The sequence below is a fragment of the Sphingomonas lycopersici genome (assembly GCF_026130605.1).
GTDB classification, from domain to species: Bacteria; Pseudomonadota; Alphaproteobacteria; order Sphingomonadales; family Sphingomonadaceae; genus Sphingomonas; species Sphingomonas lycopersici.
Genome location: NZ_JANFAU010000009.1, coordinates 65230 through 84681, shown reverse-complemented (window position 1 = coordinate 84681; position 19452 = coordinate 65230). Strand labels below are relative to the sequence as shown.

General features: G+C 65.8%; 14 protein-coding genes. 9 read left to right on the top strand and 5 right to left on the bottom strand.

Annotation, left to right across the window (positions count from 1 at the left end):
- The first annotated feature begins 32 nt into the window (after window positions 1–32).
- The gene (locus NED98_RS16750) at window positions 33–965 is read left to right on the top strand and encodes a LysR family transcriptional regulator (RefSeq protein WP_265313749.1); all 933 of its coding nucleotides are present in this window, start codon (window positions 33–35) and stop codon (window positions 963–965) included.
- 95 nt (window positions 966–1060) lie between these two features.
- Window positions 1061–1642, top strand: a complete 582-nt coding sequence (locus tag NED98_RS16745) for a PilZ domain-containing protein (protein ID WP_265313748.1) — start codon at window positions 1061–1063, stop codon at window positions 1640–1642.
- A 176-nt stretch (window positions 1643–1818) separates the two neighbouring features.
- Here the strand turns inward: NED98_RS16745 and NED98_RS16740 are convergent, their stop codons facing one another.
- On the bottom strand, window positions 1819–2250 hold the full coding sequence (locus NED98_RS16740; protein ID WP_265313747.1) for a hypothetical protein: 432 nt from the start codon (window positions 2248–2250) through the stop codon (window positions 1819–1821).
- A gap of 163 nt (window positions 2251–2413) precedes the next feature.
- Here NED98_RS16740 and NED98_RS16735 point away from each other — a divergent pair, with 163 nt between their 5' ends.
- Window positions 2414–4186: a GGDEF domain-containing protein gene (locus tag NED98_RS16735; RefSeq protein WP_265313746.1), complete on the top strand. Its 1773-nt coding sequence runs from the start codon at window positions 2414–2416 to the stop codon at window positions 4184–4186.
- Here NED98_RS16735 and NED98_RS16730 read toward each other — a convergent pair.
- Together NED98_RS16730 and NED98_RS16725 are read right to left on the bottom strand one after the other, a co-directional pair.
- Complete coding sequence (locus tag NED98_RS16730) at window positions 4159–4317, bottom strand: hypothetical protein (protein WP_265313745.1); 159 nt, start codon at window positions 4315–4317, stop codon at window positions 4159–4161. The two genes, NED98_RS16735 and NED98_RS16730, sit on opposite strands and share 28 nt — an antisense overlap.
- A gap of 210 nt (window positions 4318–4527) precedes the next feature.
- Window positions 4528–6894 carry a bifunctional diguanylate cyclase/phosphodiesterase gene (locus NED98_RS16725; protein WP_265313744.1) on the bottom strand — a complete coding sequence of 789 codons (2367 nt, stop codon included), beginning with the start codon at window positions 6892–6894 and terminating at the stop codon, window positions 4528–4530.
- Window positions 6895–7168: 274 nt separating this feature from the next.
- On the opposite strand from NED98_RS16725, the gene NED98_RS16720 reads away from it, so the two are divergent.
- The 6 genes from NED98_RS16720 to NED98_RS16695 all read left to right on the top strand — a co-directional run bounded on the left by NED98_RS16720 (window position 7169) and on the right by NED98_RS16695 (window position 17401).
- Window positions 7169–9859: a TonB-dependent receptor domain-containing protein gene (locus NED98_RS16720; RefSeq protein ID WP_265313743.1), complete on the top strand. Its 2691-nt coding sequence runs from the start codon at window positions 7169–7171 to the stop codon at window positions 9857–9859.
- Between the two features lie 85 nt (window positions 9860–9944).
- The gene (locus tag NED98_RS16715) at window positions 9945–11909 is read left to right on the top strand and encodes a prolyl oligopeptidase family serine peptidase (protein WP_265313742.1); all 1965 of its coding nucleotides are present in this window, start codon (window positions 9945–9947) and stop codon (window positions 11907–11909) included.
- A complete protein-coding gene (locus NED98_RS16710) occupies window positions 11906–12895 on the top strand; it encodes an amidohydrolase family protein (protein WP_265313741.1) in 990 nt (329 codons plus the stop codon). Before NED98_RS16715 ends, NED98_RS16710 begins: the two co-directional genes overlap by 4 nt.
- Before the next feature lie 57 nt (window positions 12896–12952).
- Window positions 12953–13426, top strand: a complete 474-nt coding sequence (locus tag NED98_RS16705; protein ID WP_179513873.1) for an RNA polymerase sigma factor — start codon at window positions 12953–12955, stop codon at window positions 13424–13426.
- Complete coding sequence (locus NED98_RS16700) at window positions 13420–14367, top strand: FecR family protein (protein ID WP_265313740.1); 948 nt, start codon at window positions 13420–13422, stop codon at window positions 14365–14367. The genes NED98_RS16705 and NED98_RS16700 overlap by 7 nt, the downstream gene beginning before the upstream one ends.
- 70 nt (window positions 14368–14437) lie before the next feature.
- Window positions 14438–17401, top strand: coding sequence for a TonB-dependent receptor (locus NED98_RS16695; RefSeq protein WP_265313738.1), 2964 nt, complete (start codon window positions 14438–14440; stop codon window positions 17399–17401).
- Window positions 17402–17462: 61 nt separating this feature from the next.
- Here NED98_RS16695 and NED98_RS16690 read toward each other — a convergent pair whose 3' ends face one another.
- Together NED98_RS16690 and NED98_RS16685 are read right to left on the bottom strand one after the other, a co-directional pair.
- Window positions 17463–18329 carry a Ros/MucR family transcriptional regulator gene (locus NED98_RS16690; RefSeq protein WP_265313737.1) on the bottom strand — a complete coding sequence of 289 codons (867 nt, stop codon included), beginning with the start codon at window positions 18327–18329 and terminating at the stop codon, window positions 17463–17465.
- A 138-nt stretch (window positions 18330–18467) separates the two neighbouring features.
- The gene (locus NED98_RS16685; RefSeq protein WP_265313736.1) at window positions 18468–19337 is read right to left on the bottom strand and encodes a LysR substrate-binding domain-containing protein; all 870 of its coding nucleotides are present in this window, start codon (window positions 19335–19337) and stop codon (window positions 18468–18470) included.
- Window positions 19338–19452: the final 115 nt, after the last annotated feature.

Here is a 19452-nt window from a genome sequence, read left to right as displayed (position 1 = left end):
AAGTCGAAACCGGTTTTCGGGAAAGCCGAACGATGATGAAACTCGATGGCGTGACGGTGTTCGTCGCGGTGGCGGAGGCGGGGTCGATCAGCGAGGCGGCGCGGCGGATCGGGCTCGCCAAGTCGGTGGTGAGCGAGCGGCTTGCCGAGCTCGAGCGGGTGCTCGGCGCCAAGCTGGTGCAGCGCACGACGCGCAAGCTCGCGCTGACCGAGGACGGCTTCGCCTTTCTCGGCCACGCCCGGACGATCCTGCGCGAGGTGGAGGAGGCGACCGCGCAATTGTCCGAGCGGCGCGGCAGCCTTTCGGGGCCGCTCAGGATCGCCGGGCCGGTGGGGTTCGGGGTCGCGCATCTCGGCCGGGCCTTGAGCGCCTTCCTTGCCGCGCATCCGGGGATCGACCTCAGCCTCGATCTCGACGACCGCTTCGTCGATGTCGCGGCGGACGGCTATGATGCGGTGATCCGGCACGGCGCGATCCGTGACAACCGGCTGATCGCGCGCCGCCTATGCGCGACCCGCCGGGTGCTGGTCGCCGCGCCCGGCTATCTCGCGGCGCACGGCGCGCCCCGGTCGCTCGACGAGCTCGAACAGGCCAGCGCGGTCCATTATACCAACCGAAACAGCGACTGGCGGTTTAGCGCGGCGGACGGCGCGCGGGTCATCCGCCCGCGCGCGAAGCTGCGGGTGAACAACGGGCTGGTGATGCGCGATGCGGTGCTCGCCGGCATCGGCATCGCGATGCTGCCGAGCTTTTTCGTCCACGACGAATTGGTCGACGGGCGCCTCGTGCGGATCGACATCGGCGTCGAGCCCGAGGGCGCCGAACTCTATATCGCTTATCCCCCCAACCGCAGCGCCTCGGCCAAGCTGACCGCGCTGATCGAATGGCTGCGCCGGAGCTTCGGCGATCCGCCTTATTGGGAAGCGGGGCTGCCTCGCGCGGGCGGAGAGAAAATCTTAATCTAAAGTCAGCATTAAAATTCAACATTCGGTAATGACATTTCTTACTAAGCACCGCGCCTAGCCAAAAATGGCGACTCCGGGTCAAAAAGGGTTCAAACGTGTCGGAAGATACCGGCTCGGCGACGAGCAACGAAGGTGATGAGCGTCGTCGGCATGCCCGCCAGCGCGTCTTGAAATCGGCGCTGCTCTACCCCGTTCTCCGCGAAGCGCGGCTGGCGATCCACGACGTTTCGCAAAACGGGCTGAGCGGGGAATGCGCGCTGACGCTCGGGCTGGGGCAAGAGGTGCATGTCAGCCTCGACGGCGAGACCTTCGTCACCGCGGAGGTGCGCTGGGTGGAGGGCATGCGCTGCGGCTTGCAGACCGAGGATCCGCTTCCCCGCAACCTCGGCGATCAGCAGGCGGGGGCGGAAGAGGCCGGGTCGGACCAGCGCGAGGCGCCGCGGGTCAAGGTCGATCTGCTCGCGACATTGGTCGCCTGCGCGCCGGTATTCGCCGGCACGGTGCGGAATATGTCGGCGGAAGGAATGATGATCGAGGCCGCGGGCCTACCCGAAGGCACCCGCTTGCTCGTGAAAGCGCGCGGGTGCGATGTGAGAATGGGCCGCGTGCAATGGTCGAGCGGCGGGATGGCCGGGGTTTTCTTCGAGCCCGTCGCGGCCGGATCGGGCGCGAAGTAACGCGAGGAAGCTGGCGGTGAGAACGTAACGGATGAGTCCCGAAAGCCCTCGTCGTCATGCCGGGCTTGACCCGGCATCCAGAGTCACGAGGGGCCGCCGCCTGTTGCTGTGGATGCCGGGTCAAGCCCGGCATGACGGATGGGGAAGGTGAGAACCTTCCATCTGAATCTATCCCGCTACAGGCTGGCGACCACGCCGGGGCGTTCATTGTCCCAGATCATGTTGACCACCCGCCAGCCGCTTTCGTCCTTGTAGAGCTGGATCGAATTTATCCCGCGGCGATCGAGCGTGTCGGCATCGGGCGCGCGGCGCGCCTCATAGATGCTCCATACATGGGCGATATTGCCGAAGATATTGATCTTCCGCGCGATCTCGACCTCGTAAAAGTCGTTCTCGGCGAAGAAGGGCGTGGTGTCGGCGGCATAGGCCTCTTGGTCCATGATCCGGATCGCCGGCTTGTCCTCGGCGTCGATCCAGGTGCGCATCTGCCGGCTGTCTTCGTGGAATATCGACCGTTGCCGCGACCAGTCGCGTGGGCCGGCCGGCCCGGAAACGATGTCGTAGAGCTCGTCGAGAACCTTGGCGATCTCGATCTCGTCGGTCGTCATCTGATTGTCTCCCGATTTTGCCGATGATTCAGGTGCATGGCCTGCTTGTTGACCGGGCGATAGTCAATTGCCGTCCCGGGCAGTTGTTATTGTAAAATTATGCTTCGCATCGGGCGAAATGCTAAAGCTTTGCCAACGCTTTTCGTGCGAAAGCCGCGATCCAATGATGGCGGTCGCGAAATTATTGGGGGGAGTCCCGTGCCGGCTGGCGCTCGCGCTTTTCGCGATGTGCTGGGGCGTGCCGGCAATGGCGGAGGCGATCGGGCTCAAATCCTCGCTGTGCCATGCCGTTACCGACTCGCAGGTGCGCGATGACACGCTGGCGTCGCTGCGCTTCTCCTGCACCGACGCGCCGCGCGATTATCAACGCGGCAGCCTGTGGCTGACCAGCCGGCTCGATCGCTTGCCGATCGAGCCGCGGCATATCGTGCTGATGGTGCATTATTCGCGCTTCGACCGGCTGGCGGTGGCCTTTTCCTATGCCGACGGTGCCGTGCGGTGGCAGGAGGTGAGCGGCGGCCGGTTCGGGACGCATTGGCGCGCCGGCGGCCAGATTGCGTTCGAGGCGCCCGATCGGGATGCGCCGATCACCGCGGTGACGCTGCGTTTCGAGCGGCTCGCCGATTACGGGCTGCTCCACGCGCGGTTGATGCCGGCGGCGGAGGGCGTCGAGCAATCGACGGTGCTCGCCGCGATCATCGGCGCGGCGCTGACCCTGCTGCTGGTTGGCGGCATCTACACCCTGTCGCTCGCCGCCGCGATCCGCCGCCATTTTCTCGCCTGGCACGGCGCCTGGGCGGTCTGCATGTTCGTGTGGGGGGCGATCTGGTCGCAACTCGATCTGCTCGCCTTCCCGGCGATGGCCGGGACGGTGTCGGCGCAGATCTGTACCTTCCTGTCATGCCTCGCGGTCGCGCTGGCGACGGCGAGCGCGGTAACCTCGCTCGGGCGCGATACGCTGCCGCGCGCGCTGCGGACCGGCACGCTGGCGCTCGGCGCGGCCAATGCCGTCGCCGGCGTTCCGCTCGCGCTGATCCGCGGGCCGGGGCTCACCCAATTCGCCGAGCTGCTCGGCTATCTCATCCTCGCCGATCTGGCGGCGGTGACGCTTTGCCTCGGCTGGGCGTGGCGGCGCGGCTCGACCGAGGCGCGCGACTTCGCGGGTGCCTGGTCGGTGCCGATGATGACGTTGGCGGCGATCCAGCTCGTCGACATGGACGACCATCTGTGGGGCGCGGGGTCCAAACTCGTCATCCTGCTCGCCGCGACCTGGCAGACCTTGTGGCTGACGATCGCCACGACGCGCCGCATCGGCCGGCTGCGCATCGAGCGCGACCGCGCTCGCGCGGGCGAGGCGCTGGCGCGCGAAGCGGCGCGGCGCGACGCGCTGACCGGGGTGCGCAACCGGCGCGGGTTCGAGGAGAATGTCGCCTCCTTGCTCGATCGCGCGCGCGCCGGCGGGCTGCCCGCCGCGCTGCTGCTGATCGACATCGACCGCTTCAAGTCGATCAACGACGAACATGGCCATGATGCCGGCGACGCGGTGCTCCACCGGATTGGCGAGCGGATCGCGTCATGGGAGGGGGCGATGTGCACCGTCGGCCGGATCGGCGGCGAGGAATTCGGCCTGCTTGCGGTGGGGCTCGACGGGCTGATCCTCGATCGCTTCGCTGAGAGCGTCCGCGTCGGGATCGCGGCGTGCGATCATCGCCGGATCATCGGCGACCAGATCGTCACCGCCAGCATCGGCGTCGCCCAGTCACGCGTCGCGGCCGATTTTCGGGAATTGTTCAAGCTCGCCGACGAAGCGCTCTACGAAGCAAAACATGCCGGGCGGAATCGCGTCGTCACGCGCCGGTATCGTGGCCACGCGTCGCGGCCCGCCGATCCGTCCGTCGCGGCGCGCGATCAGGCCGCTTCCAGATCCAGCCGATAGGCTTTGACCAGCGCCTCGATCACCTCGTGGCGCGGATCGTCGGTGCCGAGCGCGTGATAGAGATTCACAATCTCCTGCCGGGGCATCGATAGAAGTTCCTGCTGCAGGGCAGCGATCTCGCGCGGGGTCAAGGCGATCAATCCAGAGTTGGGAAATGCGCAAAAAAGGAGGGGCAGCTTGAGATTAAGGGGAGGGCTGCCCCCATAGAGTCAGGGAGGTTTCGGACGCGTGCGCCCGATGGCTTGCTGTTAGACCGGAATTGAGACGGAATTGTTACCGGTTTCCATATATTTGTAGACCCGGTGGACGTTCGCCCCCGCAGCCGCCGTATCGCGCGCAGCTCAGGCGGTGGATTCGCCGGAGAGATGCCCGGCCGGCGATTTGCCCTGCCGGTCCCGCGCGGCGTCGCCGAACGGATCGCCCGCCGGGCGCCCGAAATAATAGCCCTGCGCCTGGGGGCACCCCTCGTCGAGCAGCATCTGCCGCTGCGCCTCGGTCTCGACGCCCTCGGCGACGATCGGCATGTTGAAGCTGCGTCCCAGCCCGACGATCGCGCGCACGATCGAGCGCGAGGCTTCGTCGTCGGAGATCGACGCGACGAAGCTCTTGTCGATCTTGATCTTGTCGAACGGAAACGCCTTGAGGTTGCTCAGCGACGAATAGCCGATGCCGAAATCGTCCATCGCGATGCGCACCCCCATCGCGCGGATCTCATGCAAGGATTTCAGCGCGATCTGGCGGTTGCGCATGAACGCCGTCTCGGTCACCTCGAGCTCGAGCCGCCGCGCGTCGAGCCCGGAGGAATCGAGCGCGTCGCGCACGATCGCCGGCAAGCTCGGCACCTGGAACTGCACCGTCGATACATTGACCGCGATCGAGATATTGGCCGGCCATCCGGCGGCGGTGGCGCAGGCCTCGCGTAACACCCATTCGCCGATCGACACGATCGCGCCGATTTCCTCGGCGATCGGGATGAAGAAATCGGGCGGGATTTCGCCGCGCTCGGGATGCTGCCAGCGCAGCAGCGCTTCATAGCCGACCACCGAGCCGAAGGCGGTGGCGACGAGCGGCTGGAAGACGAGATGGAGCTGGTTGCGCGTGATCGCGTGGCGCAGATCATGTTCGAGCGCACGCCGGTCGCGCGCCAATTCGTCCATCTCCTGATCGAAGAAGACCGCGATCCCGCGGCCGCTGCTCTTGGCGCGATAGAGCGCGATATCGGCGTTCTGCTGCAGCGTTTCCGCATCGAGCGCGTCAAGCGGGTAGAAAGCGACCCCGATGCTCGCGGCGACCGCCATCGGATCGCGCGCCACGTCCATCTCGCCCGCGAAATTCTCCAATATGTCGCTCGCCAGCCGGCGCGCGTCGTCCGGCCCGGAAACCGCGCGCTGGACGATGAGGAATTCGTCCCCGCCGACCCGCGCGATGACGTCGTCGCCGCGCACCGACGCACGGAGGATATTGGCGACGCGGCGCAGGATGTCGTCGCCCGCGCCGTGACCGAAAATATCGTTGATCGCCTTGAAGCGATCGAGGTCGATCGCAAGCAGCGCAAAGGGCTGGCGCGCCGCGATCGCTTCGTCCAGCGCGCGGACGAAACTGGCGCGGTTGGCAAGATCGGTCAGCGGATCGTGCGAGGCGAGATGCTCGATCGCGCGCTGGGCGCGTTTGCGATCGGAAAGATCGCGGACCGCGAGCACTTCGCAGCGCCGGCCGCGATATTCGATCATCTGGGTTGCGATCTCGATGATCTGGTCCTCGTCCGCGCTGCCGCGGATCCGCGCCTCGACGGTAAGCCCCTCCTGTATGTCGAATGTTCCCCCGGCGACCGGGACGAACCAGCGCGAGGGCACGCTGCCGATCAATGTGCGGGAGCTGACGCCGAGCAACCCTGCGAGCTGGCGGTTGACCTCGACGATCTGGCCCGCGCTGACGATCGCCAGCCCCTCCAGCGTCGCATCGGCGATCCCGCGGGCATCGGTCAGCCAGCGGTCGACGAACGATCCGGTGAGCGCGAGCGCGAGCAGGACGAGATTGGCGAGCACGATCGCCGGCACCAGCCATTCGCGGCTCAGAATCGGGCCGCCGACGCTGGCCTGCGTCGGATCATAGGTCAGCGTGGTGGCGGACATCGCGGTGAAGTGCAGTACGACGATCGACAGCACCGCGAGGATCGCGGGCAGGAAGATCTTCTTCCGCCCTTCGGTCGCGGTGAAGACGACGAAGGCGGCGCCGAACAGCAGCGCGGACAGCGCCAGCGAGATCAGGACCGGCGCGATCGCATAGCTGATCCGCGCCGGGGCGATAATTGCGGCCATGCCGGTAAAATGCATCCCGTGGATGCCGACCGCCGCCCCCGCACCGGCGGCCATGTTGCGGACCGTCCCCGGCGCTCGTCCGAGCCAGTGGAACACCGCCCAGAAGAATGCGATCGCGATCGTCACCGAGAGCAGGGTCAGCGCGATGCCGAACTCGAGCGGCATCGGGCCGCGATAGGCGAGCATCGCGACGAAATGGGTGGCCCATACGCCGACGCCTTCGGCGATCGCGGCGATCATCAGCCAATGGCGCCGGCGTGTCTCGACGCACAGGGTCGAGCGGTTGAGCAGGACGAAGACGCCGACGTTTCCCAACAGGCAGATCAGCGCGGCGAGAACGACCAATCGGATGTCGTGCTGGTCGGTCGCGCATTCGAGCACGTTGAACATAAGGCCCCCCGTAACCACGGCATAGGTTTCACATGAATGTAAATTTCTTATTATGCGCGCCGGCGTACCCGCGCCCATCACCCTCGATTTGAGGGCTTTTTCGGGGACCCGCAGTGGCCCGGTCCCCCTTCGCCAACGGCGTTCGAGCCATGTCGCCACAGCGGCGATGCGCGGCGCTCGAAAAAATTTTCGAAATATGTCGGATTTGTGAAATCGGATCGTCTTCCCCGTGAGCATCCGCGGCGATCGGCCGCCTGGAGACAAGGGGGGACTCATGATCAGATTCGGGAGTGTAATCGGCGCGTGCGTGGCGATCGTGGCCGCGGCGGGCGTATCGGCGCAGACGGTATCCCCGGAGAATGCGGCGCCGGCCGAGAGCGATACGGGGGGCGACATCATCGTCACCGGATCGCGCATCGACCGCAATTTCCAGACGCCGACCCCGACGATCACGGTGACCGCCGAAGACCTGTCGGTCGGCGCGCGGCCGAATGTCGCCGCCGCACTCAACGATCTGCCGCAATTCCGCGCCACCACTTCGGCGCAGACGACGGGGACCAACACCGGCGCGGGCAACGCTCCGGTCGATCTGCGCGGTCTCGGCATCAACCGCACGCTGGTGCTGATCGACGGCCGCCGCATCGTCAGCGACAATGATCTCAACACCATTCCCAACGTGCTGGTGCGCAGCGCGCAGGTCGTCACCGGCGGTGCTTCCGCGGCCTGGGGATCGGGCGCGGTCGCGGGCGTCGTCAATCTCGGGATCGACGAGACGTTCAAGGGACTGCAGCTCGGCGCCGAAGCAGGCGTTTCGACCTATGGCGATGCCGCGCAGCATCGCTTCGAAGGCAAGGCGGGGATCGGCTTCAACGACGATCGCGGCCACGTCGTCATCGGCGGCGAATATTTCAACAGCGACGGCATCGTGCCGAAGACGGCGCGCAAGAATATCGGCCGCTGGGCGTCGTTCGCCGGCGCGATGACCCCGGATGTCGGCTTTTCCACCTCGGCCTATGGCGGGCTGATCACCTCGGGGGTGCTGGCCGGCAAGGCGTTCAACCCGGACGGGTCGCTGCGCAATTTCGATTATGGCCGGGTGAGCGGCGGCTATATGTCGGGCGGCGAGGGGCCGTCGAACGACGATCTCAGCCCGCTGATGACGCCGCAGCGCCGCTACAGCGCGCTCGGGCGCTTCACCTATGAATTCTCGCCCGCGATCAAGCTGACCGCCGAAGTGCGCCATTCGCGGATGTGGAACAATTACATCTGGTTCGGCGATCACGTGCAGGGCTCGGCGACATCGGGCATCCTGATCAAGTCGGACAATGCCTTTCTGTCGAAAAGCGTGACCGACGCGCTCGCCGCGGCGGGCCAGAGCAGTTTCTACATGGGGCGTTTCAACAGCGATCTTTCCTATCCGCGGATCGATTTCGAGCGGAAGGTGACGCAGGGCACGTTGGCGCTGGACGGGCGGATCGGATCGAACCTGCGCTGGAGCGCTTATTACAGCCACGGCGAATATCAGAACAATATCGATACCCCCGGCTTCCTGCTCACCAAGGAGTTCGCCAATGCGGTGGACTCGGTGATCGATCCCGCCAGCGGCCGCGCGGTGTGCCGGATCGCGCTGACCAATCCGAGCACCAATTGCGTTCCGATCAATCTGTTCGGCCTCGGTGCGCCGTCGAAGGAGGCGATCGCCTATGTCACCGGCACGCCGAGCCAGCGCGCGACCACCAAGCTCGACGTGGGCGGCATCAGCCTTCGCGGCGAGCCGTTCGCGCTGCCGGCGGGCAAGGTGTCGTTCGCGGTCGGCGTCGAGGCGCGCAAGGAAAGCATCCGGCAGACCGTCGGCGCGCTCGATGCCGCCAAGGCGTTCCGCACCTTCAGCTTCTCGGCGATGTCGGGCAGCTTCGATGTGAAGGAGGCGTTCGGCGAGATCCTCGTGCCGCTCGTCCACAATACGCCGCTGCTGCGCCAGCTCGAGTTCAACGGCGCGGTGCGCGTCAGCGATTACAGCACCACCGGCTCGATCTGGTCGTGGAAGCTGGGCGCGACCAACGAATTCTTCCCGGGTTTCCGCGGCCGCGTGACGCGTTCGCGCGATATCCGCTCGGCCAATCTCAGCGAACTCTATACCCAGACCACCACCGGCTATAACACGATCTACGATCCGCTCACCAAGCAGAACGTCTACGTCCTGAGCAACGGCGGCGGCAATCCGAGCCTCGAGCCGGAAAAGGCCGATACCTGGACCTTCGGCTTCACTTATTCGCCGCAGGCGGTCCGCGGCCTCAACATCTCGGTCGACTATTTCGACATCGATGTGAAGGATGTGATCACCACCATCGCGGCGCAGGATCTGGTGACGCGCTGCTACAACGGCAACACGGCGCTATGTTCGCGGGTCGAGCGCGATCCGGCGACCAATACGATCACCCGGACGGTTTCGACCTATGTCAATCTCGCCAATTACAAGACCAACGGGATCGATGCGGAGATCTCCTACGTCATGGCGATGGACCGGCTGTTCAAATCGGCCAATGGCCGGCTGAAGTTCCGGCTGATCGGCACCTGGGTGGATAGCCTCACCACCGATGACGGGGTGGTGAAGCTCGAATATGTCCGCTCGCAGGGCTATTCGTTCGGGCTCGGCGTGCCGGCGTGGCGGGTCAACGGCTCGGTCGGTTATGAGAACGACACCTTCTCCGGGCTGGTGCGCGCGCGCTATATTTCGCCCGGGGTGTTCAACAATCAGATCGCGCTCTCGAACAACCATATCGGCGCCTACACCTATTTCGATCTGCAGGCGCAGGTGAAGGTGCCCACCGGGTCGCGGTCGTTCGAATTGTACGGCAATGTCAGCAATCTGTTTAACAAGCAGGCGCCGAACGGGTCGCTCTATTCGCCCTATTACGACGTGCTCGGGCGCTATTTCACCTTTGGCGCGCGCGTTCGATTCTGATCATCGTGACCCCTTGGATCGCCCGGACATCGCGCCGGGCGATCATGGCTTCGGCCCCAACTGACCCGATACAGGAGAGTGCCATATGCGCCTTCGTTCCGCTCTTGCCGCAACCGCTGCAACCCTTGCGCTGCTTCCCGTCGCCGCCCCTGCGCAGGAGGCGTCCGTCGCCAAGCCCGCGGCGATCGTCGCCGACGGGCTTCCCGCGATCCCCGCGGCGCTGGTCGCCGAAACCCAGCCCTATCTTCAGGCGCGCAAGGCGATCTTCCTCGGCTGGGATCCGGCCGATCGCTCGATGCTGATCAAGACGCGCTTCGCCAATACCGATCAGATCCATAAGGTCGGCGCGCCCGATGCGGCGCGCACCCAGCTCAGCTTCGAGGCCGAGCCGGTGATCGCCGCCGCGGTTTCGCCCGGCGCGGGCGATGTCACCGTGGTGCAAAAGGATATCGGCGGCGGCGAGTTCTTCCAGCTCTACCGGCTGGTCGACGGGCGGCTGCATCTCCTCACCGACGGCAAGAGCCGCAACTGGTTCGGCGCGTGGAGCCCCGACGGCAAGGTCGTGGGCTATTCGTCGACCCGGCGTAACGGCACCGATTCAGACCTTTACGTCGTCGATCCGCGCAACCCCAAGACCGATCGCCTCGTCGCGACGGTGAAGGGCGGCGGCTGGAACATCGCCGATTTCTCCGCCGACGGCGCGCGGGCGCTGGTGGTCAACCGCATGTCGGTCAACCGCGCCGATATCTATGAGCTCGATCTCGCCTCGGGCAAGATGCGGGCGCTGAACGACGTGAAGCGCGAGGTTTCGTACATCGCGCCGCATTATGCGCCGGACGGCGCGATCTGGATCCTGTCGGACATCGATTCCGATTTCGTGCGATTGGGCCGGCTCGACGCGCGCAGCGGCAAGTTCACCCCGGTTTCCGCCGAGCGGAAATGGGACGTGACCGAATATGCGCTCGCCCCCGACAGCAGCTTCGTCGTCTACGCCACCAATGAGGCGGGGGTCAGCCGGGTGCATGTACTCGACGTTCGCGCGGGGACGTCGCGCGACGTGACCGGGCTGCCCGCGGGGGTCATCCCCTATACGATCGGCTCGCCGATCCAGATCGCGCCGTGGGGCACGATCGGTCTCAGCATGTCCTCCGCACGTGTCGCCGGCGACGCCTTTGCGATCGACCCGAAGACGCTGGCGGTGACGCGCTGGACGCGCAGCGAAACCGGCGGGCTCGATCCGGCGAAGAATGTCGAGCCGCAGCTCGTCGAGGTCAAAAGCTTCGACGGCGAAACCGTATCGGGCTTCCTCTATCGCCCCGATCCCGCGAAATTTCCCGGCAAGCGCCCGCTGATCGTCAACATCCACGGCGGGCCGGAGGGGCAGACCCAGCCCGATTTCCTCGGGCCGGACAATTATTATCTCAACGAACTCGGCATCGCCTTGTTCTTCCCCAATGTCCGCGGCTCGACCGGCTTCGGCAAGCGCTTCGTCAACCTCGACAACGGGCCGTTCAAGCGCGAGGATTCGGTGAAGGATATCGGCGCCTTTCTCGACACGCTGACCAAGGATCCGACGCTCGACCCGGCGCGCTTCGCCGTCACCGGTCTCTCCTACGGCGGCTATATGTGCTACGCCACCGCGACGCATTATTCGGCGCGGCTGAAGGGCGCGAATTGCTATGTGGCGATCTCGAACTTCGTCACCTTCCTGGAGAATACGCAATCCTATCGGCGTGACCTGCGCCGCGTGGAATATGGCGACGAGCGCGATCCGAAGCAGCGCGCCAAGCTGATCGAAATCTCGCCGCTGACCAATGTCGACAAGATCACCGTGCCGTTGCTCATCGCGACCGGCGGCAACGACCCGCGCGTCCCGGCGAGCGAGGCGGAGCAGATCATCAAGGCGGTGCGCGGCAAGGGCGGCACCGTGTGGCATGTGCTCGCCGAGAATGAGGGGCACGTTTTCCACAAGAAGGAGAATGAGGACTATTATTTCTGGGCGAGCGCCTTGTTCTGGAAACAGATGCTGCTCGCCGATCAGGGGCGGTGACCTTCGCCCGCCTGGGTGCGGTCGTCGCGATCGCGTGGCTGTCCGTCGCGCCGTCTGGCGCGGCGGACCGACGGGCGCCGGTGGTGCACGTCGATCACCACGTCCATCTCCACGCGCCCGCGATCCTCGCGATCCTGTCCGATTATTGTGCCAGCCCGGGGCGGGCGAGCAAATGCGATGCCGAGTTCACCCGGCCGCTGGCCGTTGCGGATCTGCGCCGCGCGATGGACGATGCGGGCATCCGCCGTGCGCAGGTGATGTCGACCGCCTATCTCGCGGAAAGCCCGCTGATGGCCGCGCTGCCGCCGAACCACGCGGCGATCGTCCGCGCGGCCAATGACTTCACCGTGGGGCTGGCGCGCGCGCAGCCGGCACGCTTCTCGGTCTATATCGGCGTCAACCCGCTGACGCCCACCGCGCTGCCCGAGATCGCGCATTGGCGCGGCGATCGTCATGTCGCCGGGATCAAATTGCATCTCGCCAATTCGCGCTTCGACTATCACCGGCCCGAGCAGGTGAGGATGCTCGCGAACGTGGTGCGCGCGGCGGCGTCCGCGCATTGGCGCGTCATGATCCACATGCGCCACCGCGTCGAGGGGTACGGCGCCGACGAGGCGCGTATCTTCGTGAACGAGGTGCTGCCGGCGGCGCGCGGCACGACGGTTCAGATCGCGCACGCCGCGGGTTGGGGCGGGGTCGATTCCGCGACCCTCGCCGCGCTCGGCGTCTTTGCCGAGGCGTGCGAGCATGATCGCCCACGATGCGCCAATCTCTATTTCGATCTTGCCGCGATCCGGCCGGAAAGCGTGCCGGATCGCGACAAAGCGGCGCTGGTCGGGCTGATGCGGCGGATCGGGTTGCGCCATTTTGTTCCGGCGTCGGACTGGCCGTTCATGCGCGATCTTCGCGCTTATTACGCCGGGCTGCGCACGCTCCCGCTGTCCGATGCCGAGTGGCGGAAGGTTGCGCGCAATGTGGTTCACTGAGAAAGTCTCCCTGTTCCCTGTGCGCGCCTATCCTCTATGGCGCGTGAGAGAAACGCGATGAGCCAGTTGACCGAGATGTGGCGACACGTGCGTGGTGTCTTGCGCAAGCGAGGCGTCGCGGATCAGGATGCGGACGATCTGGTGCAGGAAGCCTTTCTCAAGGTCGAATATTATGAGCGGAAGCATGAGGTGCGGTCACAAGAGGCGCTGCTGGTGAGGATCGCGGTCAACCTGTCGATCGACGAACAGCGTCGCGAACGGCGGGCGCCCTTTGCCAATGAGAATGTCTTCACGATCGTCGATACCGCGCCGGATTCGGAGCAGGTGCTGCAATCGCGTGCGCGGCTGAAACATGCTAGTGACGGGCTGGCGCAATTGCCTGAGCGTACCCGCCGGATCCTGCTTCGCCGGCGGCTCGACGGCGCGAGCTATGCGACGATCGCCCGGGAAGAGGGGATGTCGATTGCCGCGGTGGAAAAGCGCATCGCGCGCGCGACGCTCGAACTGATGAACTGGATGGAACAATGGTAACGCGGTCGAGCAACGAGCGCGCGCGGCTCAACGCCGAGGCCGCGGCCTGGATCGCGCGGCTGCACGGCCCGAGCGGTGCGGCTGCGGAGGCGCCGCTGCAGGATTGGCTCGATGCCGATCCCGAGCATCGCGACGCGTTCCGGCGCGCCGGCGAATTGTGGGATCTGCTCCCCGATGCCGCCGCGCTCGGCGAGGAGGACGGCGGCGCGCGACCAGCCCCGGCGCCGCGACGCTGGATTCCCGCCGCGATCGCCGCCTCGCTCTTGCTGCTGGCGGGCGGCGGCGCGATCGCGGTCTATCTCGATCAGCCGTCGGCGTTCGATACGCGGATCGGCGAGCAGCGCGTCGCGACGCTCGACGACGGCAGCCGCATTGCGCTCAACACCGACAGCCATGTCACCGCGAAGCTCGGCCGGCACGAGCGCCAGATTTCGCTCGACCGGGGCGAGGCGCTGTTCGATGTCGCGCATGATGCCGCGCGGCCCTTCGTCGTCGACGCCGGGGACGAACGCATCAAGGCGCTGGGGACGAGCTTCGTCGTGCGGAGGGATGCCGATCGCGTCCGTGTCACATTGCTGCGCGGCAAGGTGGAGGTGACGCAGGTAGGTGCCCCCCCACGGCTCGTCGCGGTGCTCGCGCCGGGCGAGCGCGTTTCGGTCGGGCGGGGCGGTGCGGTCGCGCTCGATCGGCCGCCGCTGGATGCGGTTACCGCGTGGCGGCGCGGCGAACTGATCTTCCGCGATACCCCGCTGTCGGAAGCGGCCGCCGAGATGAATCGCTATGGCGACGAGCATTTGGTGGTAAGCGACGCGCGGTTGGCGGCATTGCCGATCTCGGGCGTGTTCGCGACCGGCAATCCGTCCGAATTCGCGGCGGCGGTGGCGCAGCTCCACGGGTTGCGCGTGCAGCGAGAGGGCGACGACGTGCTGCTGACACGCTGAGGGCGATCGCGCCGCGCGTCCGCCCCGCCGCTGCCCGAACGGGCGCGGCGAAATGGTGTAAAGGAAGGACATGGGGCAGGGGGGACGACTGATATTGCTGTCGGCACCGGCGTGCCTGATAGCCTCTGCCGTCGAGGCGCAGCCCGCGCCTCGCTATCGCTTCTCATTGCCCCGCCAGGATCTCTCGCTGTCGCTCGAGGCGGTGGCGACGACCACCCATTCGAACATCATCTTCACCTCCAGCGCGGCGCGGGGCCGCATCGCCCCGGCGATCGACGGCACCTACAGCGTTGCCGAGATATTGCGTCGCCTGCTCAGCGGCTCGGGGCTCGGCGCGGTGCAGACCGCCGGCGGTTCCTTCATCATCGCCGCCGATCGCAAGGCGACGGTGGCGGTGCGCCGCGTCCGTCGGCCGCCCCCTGCCACGCCGCTCGCGATCAAGCCGATCGAGCCGGTCGATATCGTCGTCACCGGGTCGCGGATCGATACGCCCGGCTTCGAGGGGCCGAACCCGACCGCGCATATCGCCGGATCGGATTTCGCGATCGGCGCGCGCGCCAATGTCGCCGCGATCCTCAACGATCTCCCGCAATTCCGCGGGACGATTTCGCCCCAGACATCGGGCACTAATACGAGCGCGGGCATGGCCCCCGTCGATCTTCGCGGGCTGGGGATCAACCGCACGCTCGTCCTGCTCGACGGGCGGCGCTTCTCGAGCGACAATGATCTCAACACCGTGCCGACGGTGCTGGTCAAATCGGTCGATATCGTGACGGGCGGCGCATCCGCGGCCTGGGGTTCGGGCGCGGTGAGCGGGGTGGTCAACATCGTGCTCGACGAGGGACTCAAAGGGGGGAGGCTCGGCGCGCAGACCGGGATTTCCTCACGCGGCGATGCGGCCGAGCGTCGGTTCGAAGGCGCGTTCGGCGCCGATTTCGCCGGCGGCCGCGGCCATATAACGATCGGCGGCGAATATCTCGACAATGACGGCGTCATCCCCAAGACGTCGCGCGCGAACGTCGGGCGCTGGGCGAGCGTCGCCGTCGGGCCGGGCAGGTTCATGCTGGTGCCCGACGTGGGGATCGCCAATGCCGCGCGCGGGGGCCTGATCACCACCGGGGTGCTGGCGGGCAAGGTGTTCAATCGCGACGGCTCGTTGCGCGACTTTCGCTACGGCACGGTGGTCGGCAGCCAGATGATCGGCGGGGAGGGGCCGTCGAACGACGACATGGCGCCGCTCGTGACGCCGCAGCGGCGATATAGCGCGCTCGGCCGCGTCAGCTTCATGGCCAGCGACAGCGTAAAGGTCACCGCCGAGCTGCGCCGGTCGCGGATGTGGAACAATTATATCTGGTTCGGCGACAACAACCGCGGAAACATTTTCATTTCGCGGGACAATGCCTTCCTGCCGGACGCGGTGCGCGCGGATTTGCTCGCGGCCGGCGAAACCGGCTTCATGATGGGCCGGTTCAATGCCGATTTCCCGTTCCCGCGCATCGATTTCGAGCGCGTCACGACGCAGGGGACGCTCGCGCTCGAAGGCACGATCGGGCGAGACTGGCGCTGGAGCGGCTATTACAGCCACGGCGAATATCGCAACGATCTCGACGCGCCCGGCTTCGTCATCGGCGCGAACTTCAATCAGGCGGTCGACGCTGTGCGCGATCCCGCGACGGGCCAAGCGGTGTGCCGCATCAAGCTCGCGGACCCGTCGAGCCCCTGCATCCCGCTCAACCTGTTCGGCGAAGGCGCACCGTCGGCGCAGGCGCTCCGCTTCGTCCTGGGGACGCCGCGTCAGCGCTCGACGACGCGGCTCGACATCGGCGGGGTGAGCTTGCGCGGGGAGCCGGTGACGCTCTGGGCGGGCGCGGTCTCGGTTGCCATGGGGCTGGAGGCGCGCCGCGAAACGGTCCGGCAGACGGTCGGCGATCTCGATCTGGCGCGGGCGTTCCGCACCTTCAACTTCACCCCGATGAACGGCGGTTTCTCCGTCAAGGAGGCCTTTGGCGAGATCCTCGTGCCGCTGCTTCGCGATCGGCCGATGTTCGACAAGCTCGAGGTGAATGCGGCGGCGCGGCTGTCGAGCTACGATACCACCGGTTCGATCTGGTCGTGGAAGCTCGGCGTGACGAATGAGGTCTTTCCGGGGTTCGAGGTGCGGCTCGCGCGGTCGCGGGACATTCGCTCGGCGAACTTGTCCGAACTCTTCACTCAGTCGACGATCGGCTACAATACCGTCATCGATCCGGTGAAGAACGTCAGCATCTACGCGCTGACCAATAACAACGGAAATCCCGATCTGCGCCCGGAAACCGCAACCAGCTTCACCGCCGGATTCGTTTATTCGCCGCATCGATTGCGCGGATTTCGTCTTTCGCTCGACTATTACAAGATCCGTATCGATCATGTGATCACCACGATCTCCGCGCAGGATCTGGTCGTCCGCTGTTACAACGGAAATCAGGCGCTGTGCGGACGTGTCGAGCGCGATGCGGACGGCAATATCGTCCGCATCACGACCGCTTATGTGAACCTGTCGGAATATCGCATGGACGGGATCGACGCCGATCTTTCGCAGACCTTCCCGCTCCGCGTCGCCGCTGGGCCGCCGGGGACGATCACGTTGCGGCTCCGCGCGAGCTGGGTTGATAGTCTGCGGGTCAACGACGGCGTGAGCACGATCGAATATGCCGGATCGCAGGGCGATTCCTTCAGCCTCGGGGTCCCGAAGTGGCGGCTCAACGCAAGTGCCGAATACGCTAGCGATCTATTCGGCGCGCAATTGCGGATGCGCTATATCTCGCCGGGAAACTTCAACTCGACGGTCAATCTGGTCAATAACCACATCGCGCCTTATTCGTATGTCGATCTCCTCGCGCGCGCCAAAATCGCGTCGGACGGAAGGGACAAGATCGAGATTTACGCCAATGTGTCGAACCTGTTCGACAAGCAGCCGCCTAACGGATCGCTTTATTCGCCCTTCTATGACGTGATCGGGCGCTATTTCTCGCTGGGCGCGAAGATCGCATTTTAAGCGGCAATCGTCGCGTATGTCGGGTGGTGCCCGCTCCAGATGAGCAGGCACCACCTATTGGTCAGCTCGCTGCCGGCTCTGCCGCTGGCTTTGCCGCCGGTTTGGGTGCGCTAGGCTTGCGCGGCTTCTTGGCGGGCGCCGCCGCGCCGTCAGCCTTGGGTGCGGCCGCCGGCTTCGCTGAGGCTGCCGGCTTTGCTGCTGCCGCCGGCTTCGCAGCGGTTGCCGGTTTTGCGGCCGCTGCCGGTTTCGGGGCGGCCGCCGGCTTCGGGACGCTGCTTTTGGCGGCGCGCTTGGGCTTCGGGGCCTTGACGGGCACTGCCGCCGCAGGTGACGCTTTGGCGGTTGCCGCCGCCGGGGCGGTGGTCGCCTTCTTCGGCGCGGCGGCCTGCGGCTTTGCCGTCTTGGCGGCGGCCGGCGCGGCTACTTTCGCGCTCGCCGGGGCTTTCGCAGCGGCGGGCTTCTTGGCCGGCGCAGGGCGCGCCGCAGCGGGAGCCGCTGTCGTCTTCGCGTCAGGCGCCGCCGCCGGAGCAGTCGGCTTGCGGCCGAGCCCGAGGCGCTTTGCGACTTCGCGGCGTTCTTCCGAATAACCGGGGGCGACCATCGGATAAGTCTTGGGAAGCTTGTAGCGCTCGCGATATTCCGCCGGCGTCAGCCCGTGCGAGCCGAGATGGCGCTTCAGGCTGCGGTACGGCTTGCCGTCGATCAGGCTGAGGATGTGATCGCGCGACGCGAGGCTCTTGCGCACCGTCACCGCCGGCTCGAATTCCGGCGCGGCGGGCGTGGCTGGCTCGCTCGCCCCGCCGAGCGCCGTCCGCGTCGCCGCGATCAGTTTCGCGAGGTCCTCGTTCGGGACTGAGTTGTTCGAGACATAGGCGCTCAGCAACTGTACCGTCAGCTGCGTGAGATCGGGCTGCTCATTCTCTGCCATCTGGGACTCCGTATCGAGAAAAGGCCGGATTAGCGGGCATGCGATACTTGGATTACTTTTCGACTAAGAAAAACCCCCTTTTTTTGTAAATTCGGGCGGTTTTTGAATGTCGGATCGAACGTTGATCGGCATGTCGGGCTAATCGGGATCTTGGCATTCCCGTCGCAACCAGTCCCGGAAAAGTGCGAAGGCTTTGATCCGTTTGCTACTTTCCGGAAAGGCGAGCCAATAACTGCGCTCCTCGATCAGCGGCGCATCAAACGGGATAATCAGTTCCCCGGCGGCCAATTCCGGGGTGATCAAGAAGCTGGGCAACAGTGCCGCGCCCCCGCCGGCTTTCACGGATTGCGCGAGCATCAGGAAATGACTGGCATTGGGAAGATTTTCGATTTCCGGCCCGGGCAGACCGAACATCGCGAACCAGCGCGCCCAGGCATCTCTGCGCTGCGACTGCACGAGCAGCGGAACGTGAAGAAAGTCTTCCGGCGAAGAGATTGAATGGCGTTCGAGCAATGCCGGTGCGACGACCGGAACGACAAGTTCGCTGAACAGCAGGTCATGTTCGGCGTCCGGCCAGTCGGCGCCGCCGACATGGATCGCGCCGTGGAAGGCTTCGCGCGTAAAATCGAAGATATCGGTACGCGCCGACAGATTGACGACTAGATCGGGATGCGCCTGAGTCAATCGTGGCAGCCGCGGCGCGAGCCAGCGCATCCCGAAACTCGGCAATACCGCGAGTTCGATCATATGTTCGGGCTCAGGGTCCATCAGCCTGCCGGTCGCGCGGCGTATTCCGGCCAGCGCCGGGCCGATATCTTCGAGGAACGCATGGCCGGTCTCGTTCAGCGCCACCCGCCGCCCGGTGCGGGCGAAGAGCGCGGCGCCGAGCCATTGTTCGAGATTGGAGATGTGCCGGCTGACCGCGCTTTGCGTCAGATGCAGGCTTTCCGCCGCGCGCGAGAAAGACCCGAGCCGCGCCGCCGCCTCGAAACAATGCAGCATCGCCATCGGTGGCAATCGGCGGCGGTCGTCATATCTCATGCGTGATACTCATATGCATATGCGCATAACAGGGCTGTTTATCCCTCATTAGGTGGGAAATCATGTCAAATCCGCATGCGAG

What these genes read in the sequence shown, in the direction of transcription:
- NED98_RS16750 (WP_265313749.1), top strand. Translation starts at nt 33, where the DNA reads ATGATGAAACTCGATGGCGTGACGGTGTTCGTCGCGGTGGCGGAGGCG.
- NED98_RS16740 (WP_265313747.1), bottom strand. Translation starts at nt 2,250, where the DNA reads ATGACGACCGACGAGATCGAGATCGCCAAGGTTCTCGACGAGCTCTAC.
- NED98_RS16735 (WP_265313746.1), top strand. Translation starts at nt 2,414, where the DNA reads ATGATGGCGGTCGCGAAATTATTGGGGGGAGTCCCGTGCCGGCTGGCG.
- NED98_RS16725 (WP_265313744.1), bottom strand. Translation starts at nt 6,894, where the DNA reads ATGTTCAACGTGCTCGAATGCGCGACCGACCAGCACGACATCCGATTG.
- NED98_RS16720 (WP_265313743.1), top strand. Translation starts at nt 7,169, where the DNA reads ATGATCAGATTCGGGAGTGTAATCGGCGCGTGCGTGGCGATCGTGGCC.
- NED98_RS16715 (WP_265313742.1), top strand. Translation starts at nt 9,945, where the DNA reads ATGCGCCTTCGTTCCGCTCTTGCCGCAACCGCTGCAACCCTTGCGCTG.
- NED98_RS16705 (WP_179513873.1), top strand. Translation starts at nt 12,953, where the DNA reads ATGAGCCAGTTGACCGAGATGTGGCGACACGTGCGTGGTGTCTTGCGC.
- NED98_RS16700 (WP_265313740.1), top strand. Translation starts at nt 13,420, where the DNA reads ATGGTAACGCGGTCGAGCAACGAGCGCGCGCGGCTCAACGCCGAGGCC.
- NED98_RS16695 (WP_265313738.1), top strand. Translation starts at nt 14,438, where the DNA reads ATGGGGCAGGGGGGACGACTGATATTGCTGTCGGCACCGGCGTGCCTG.
- NED98_RS16690 (WP_265313737.1), bottom strand. Translation starts at nt 18,329, where the DNA reads ATGGCAGAGAATGAGCAGCCCGATCTCACGCAGCTGACGGTACAGTTG.
- NED98_RS16685 (WP_265313736.1), bottom strand. Translation starts at nt 19,337, where the DNA reads ATGGCGATGCTGCATTGTTTCGAGGCGGCGGCGCGGCTCGGGTCTTTC.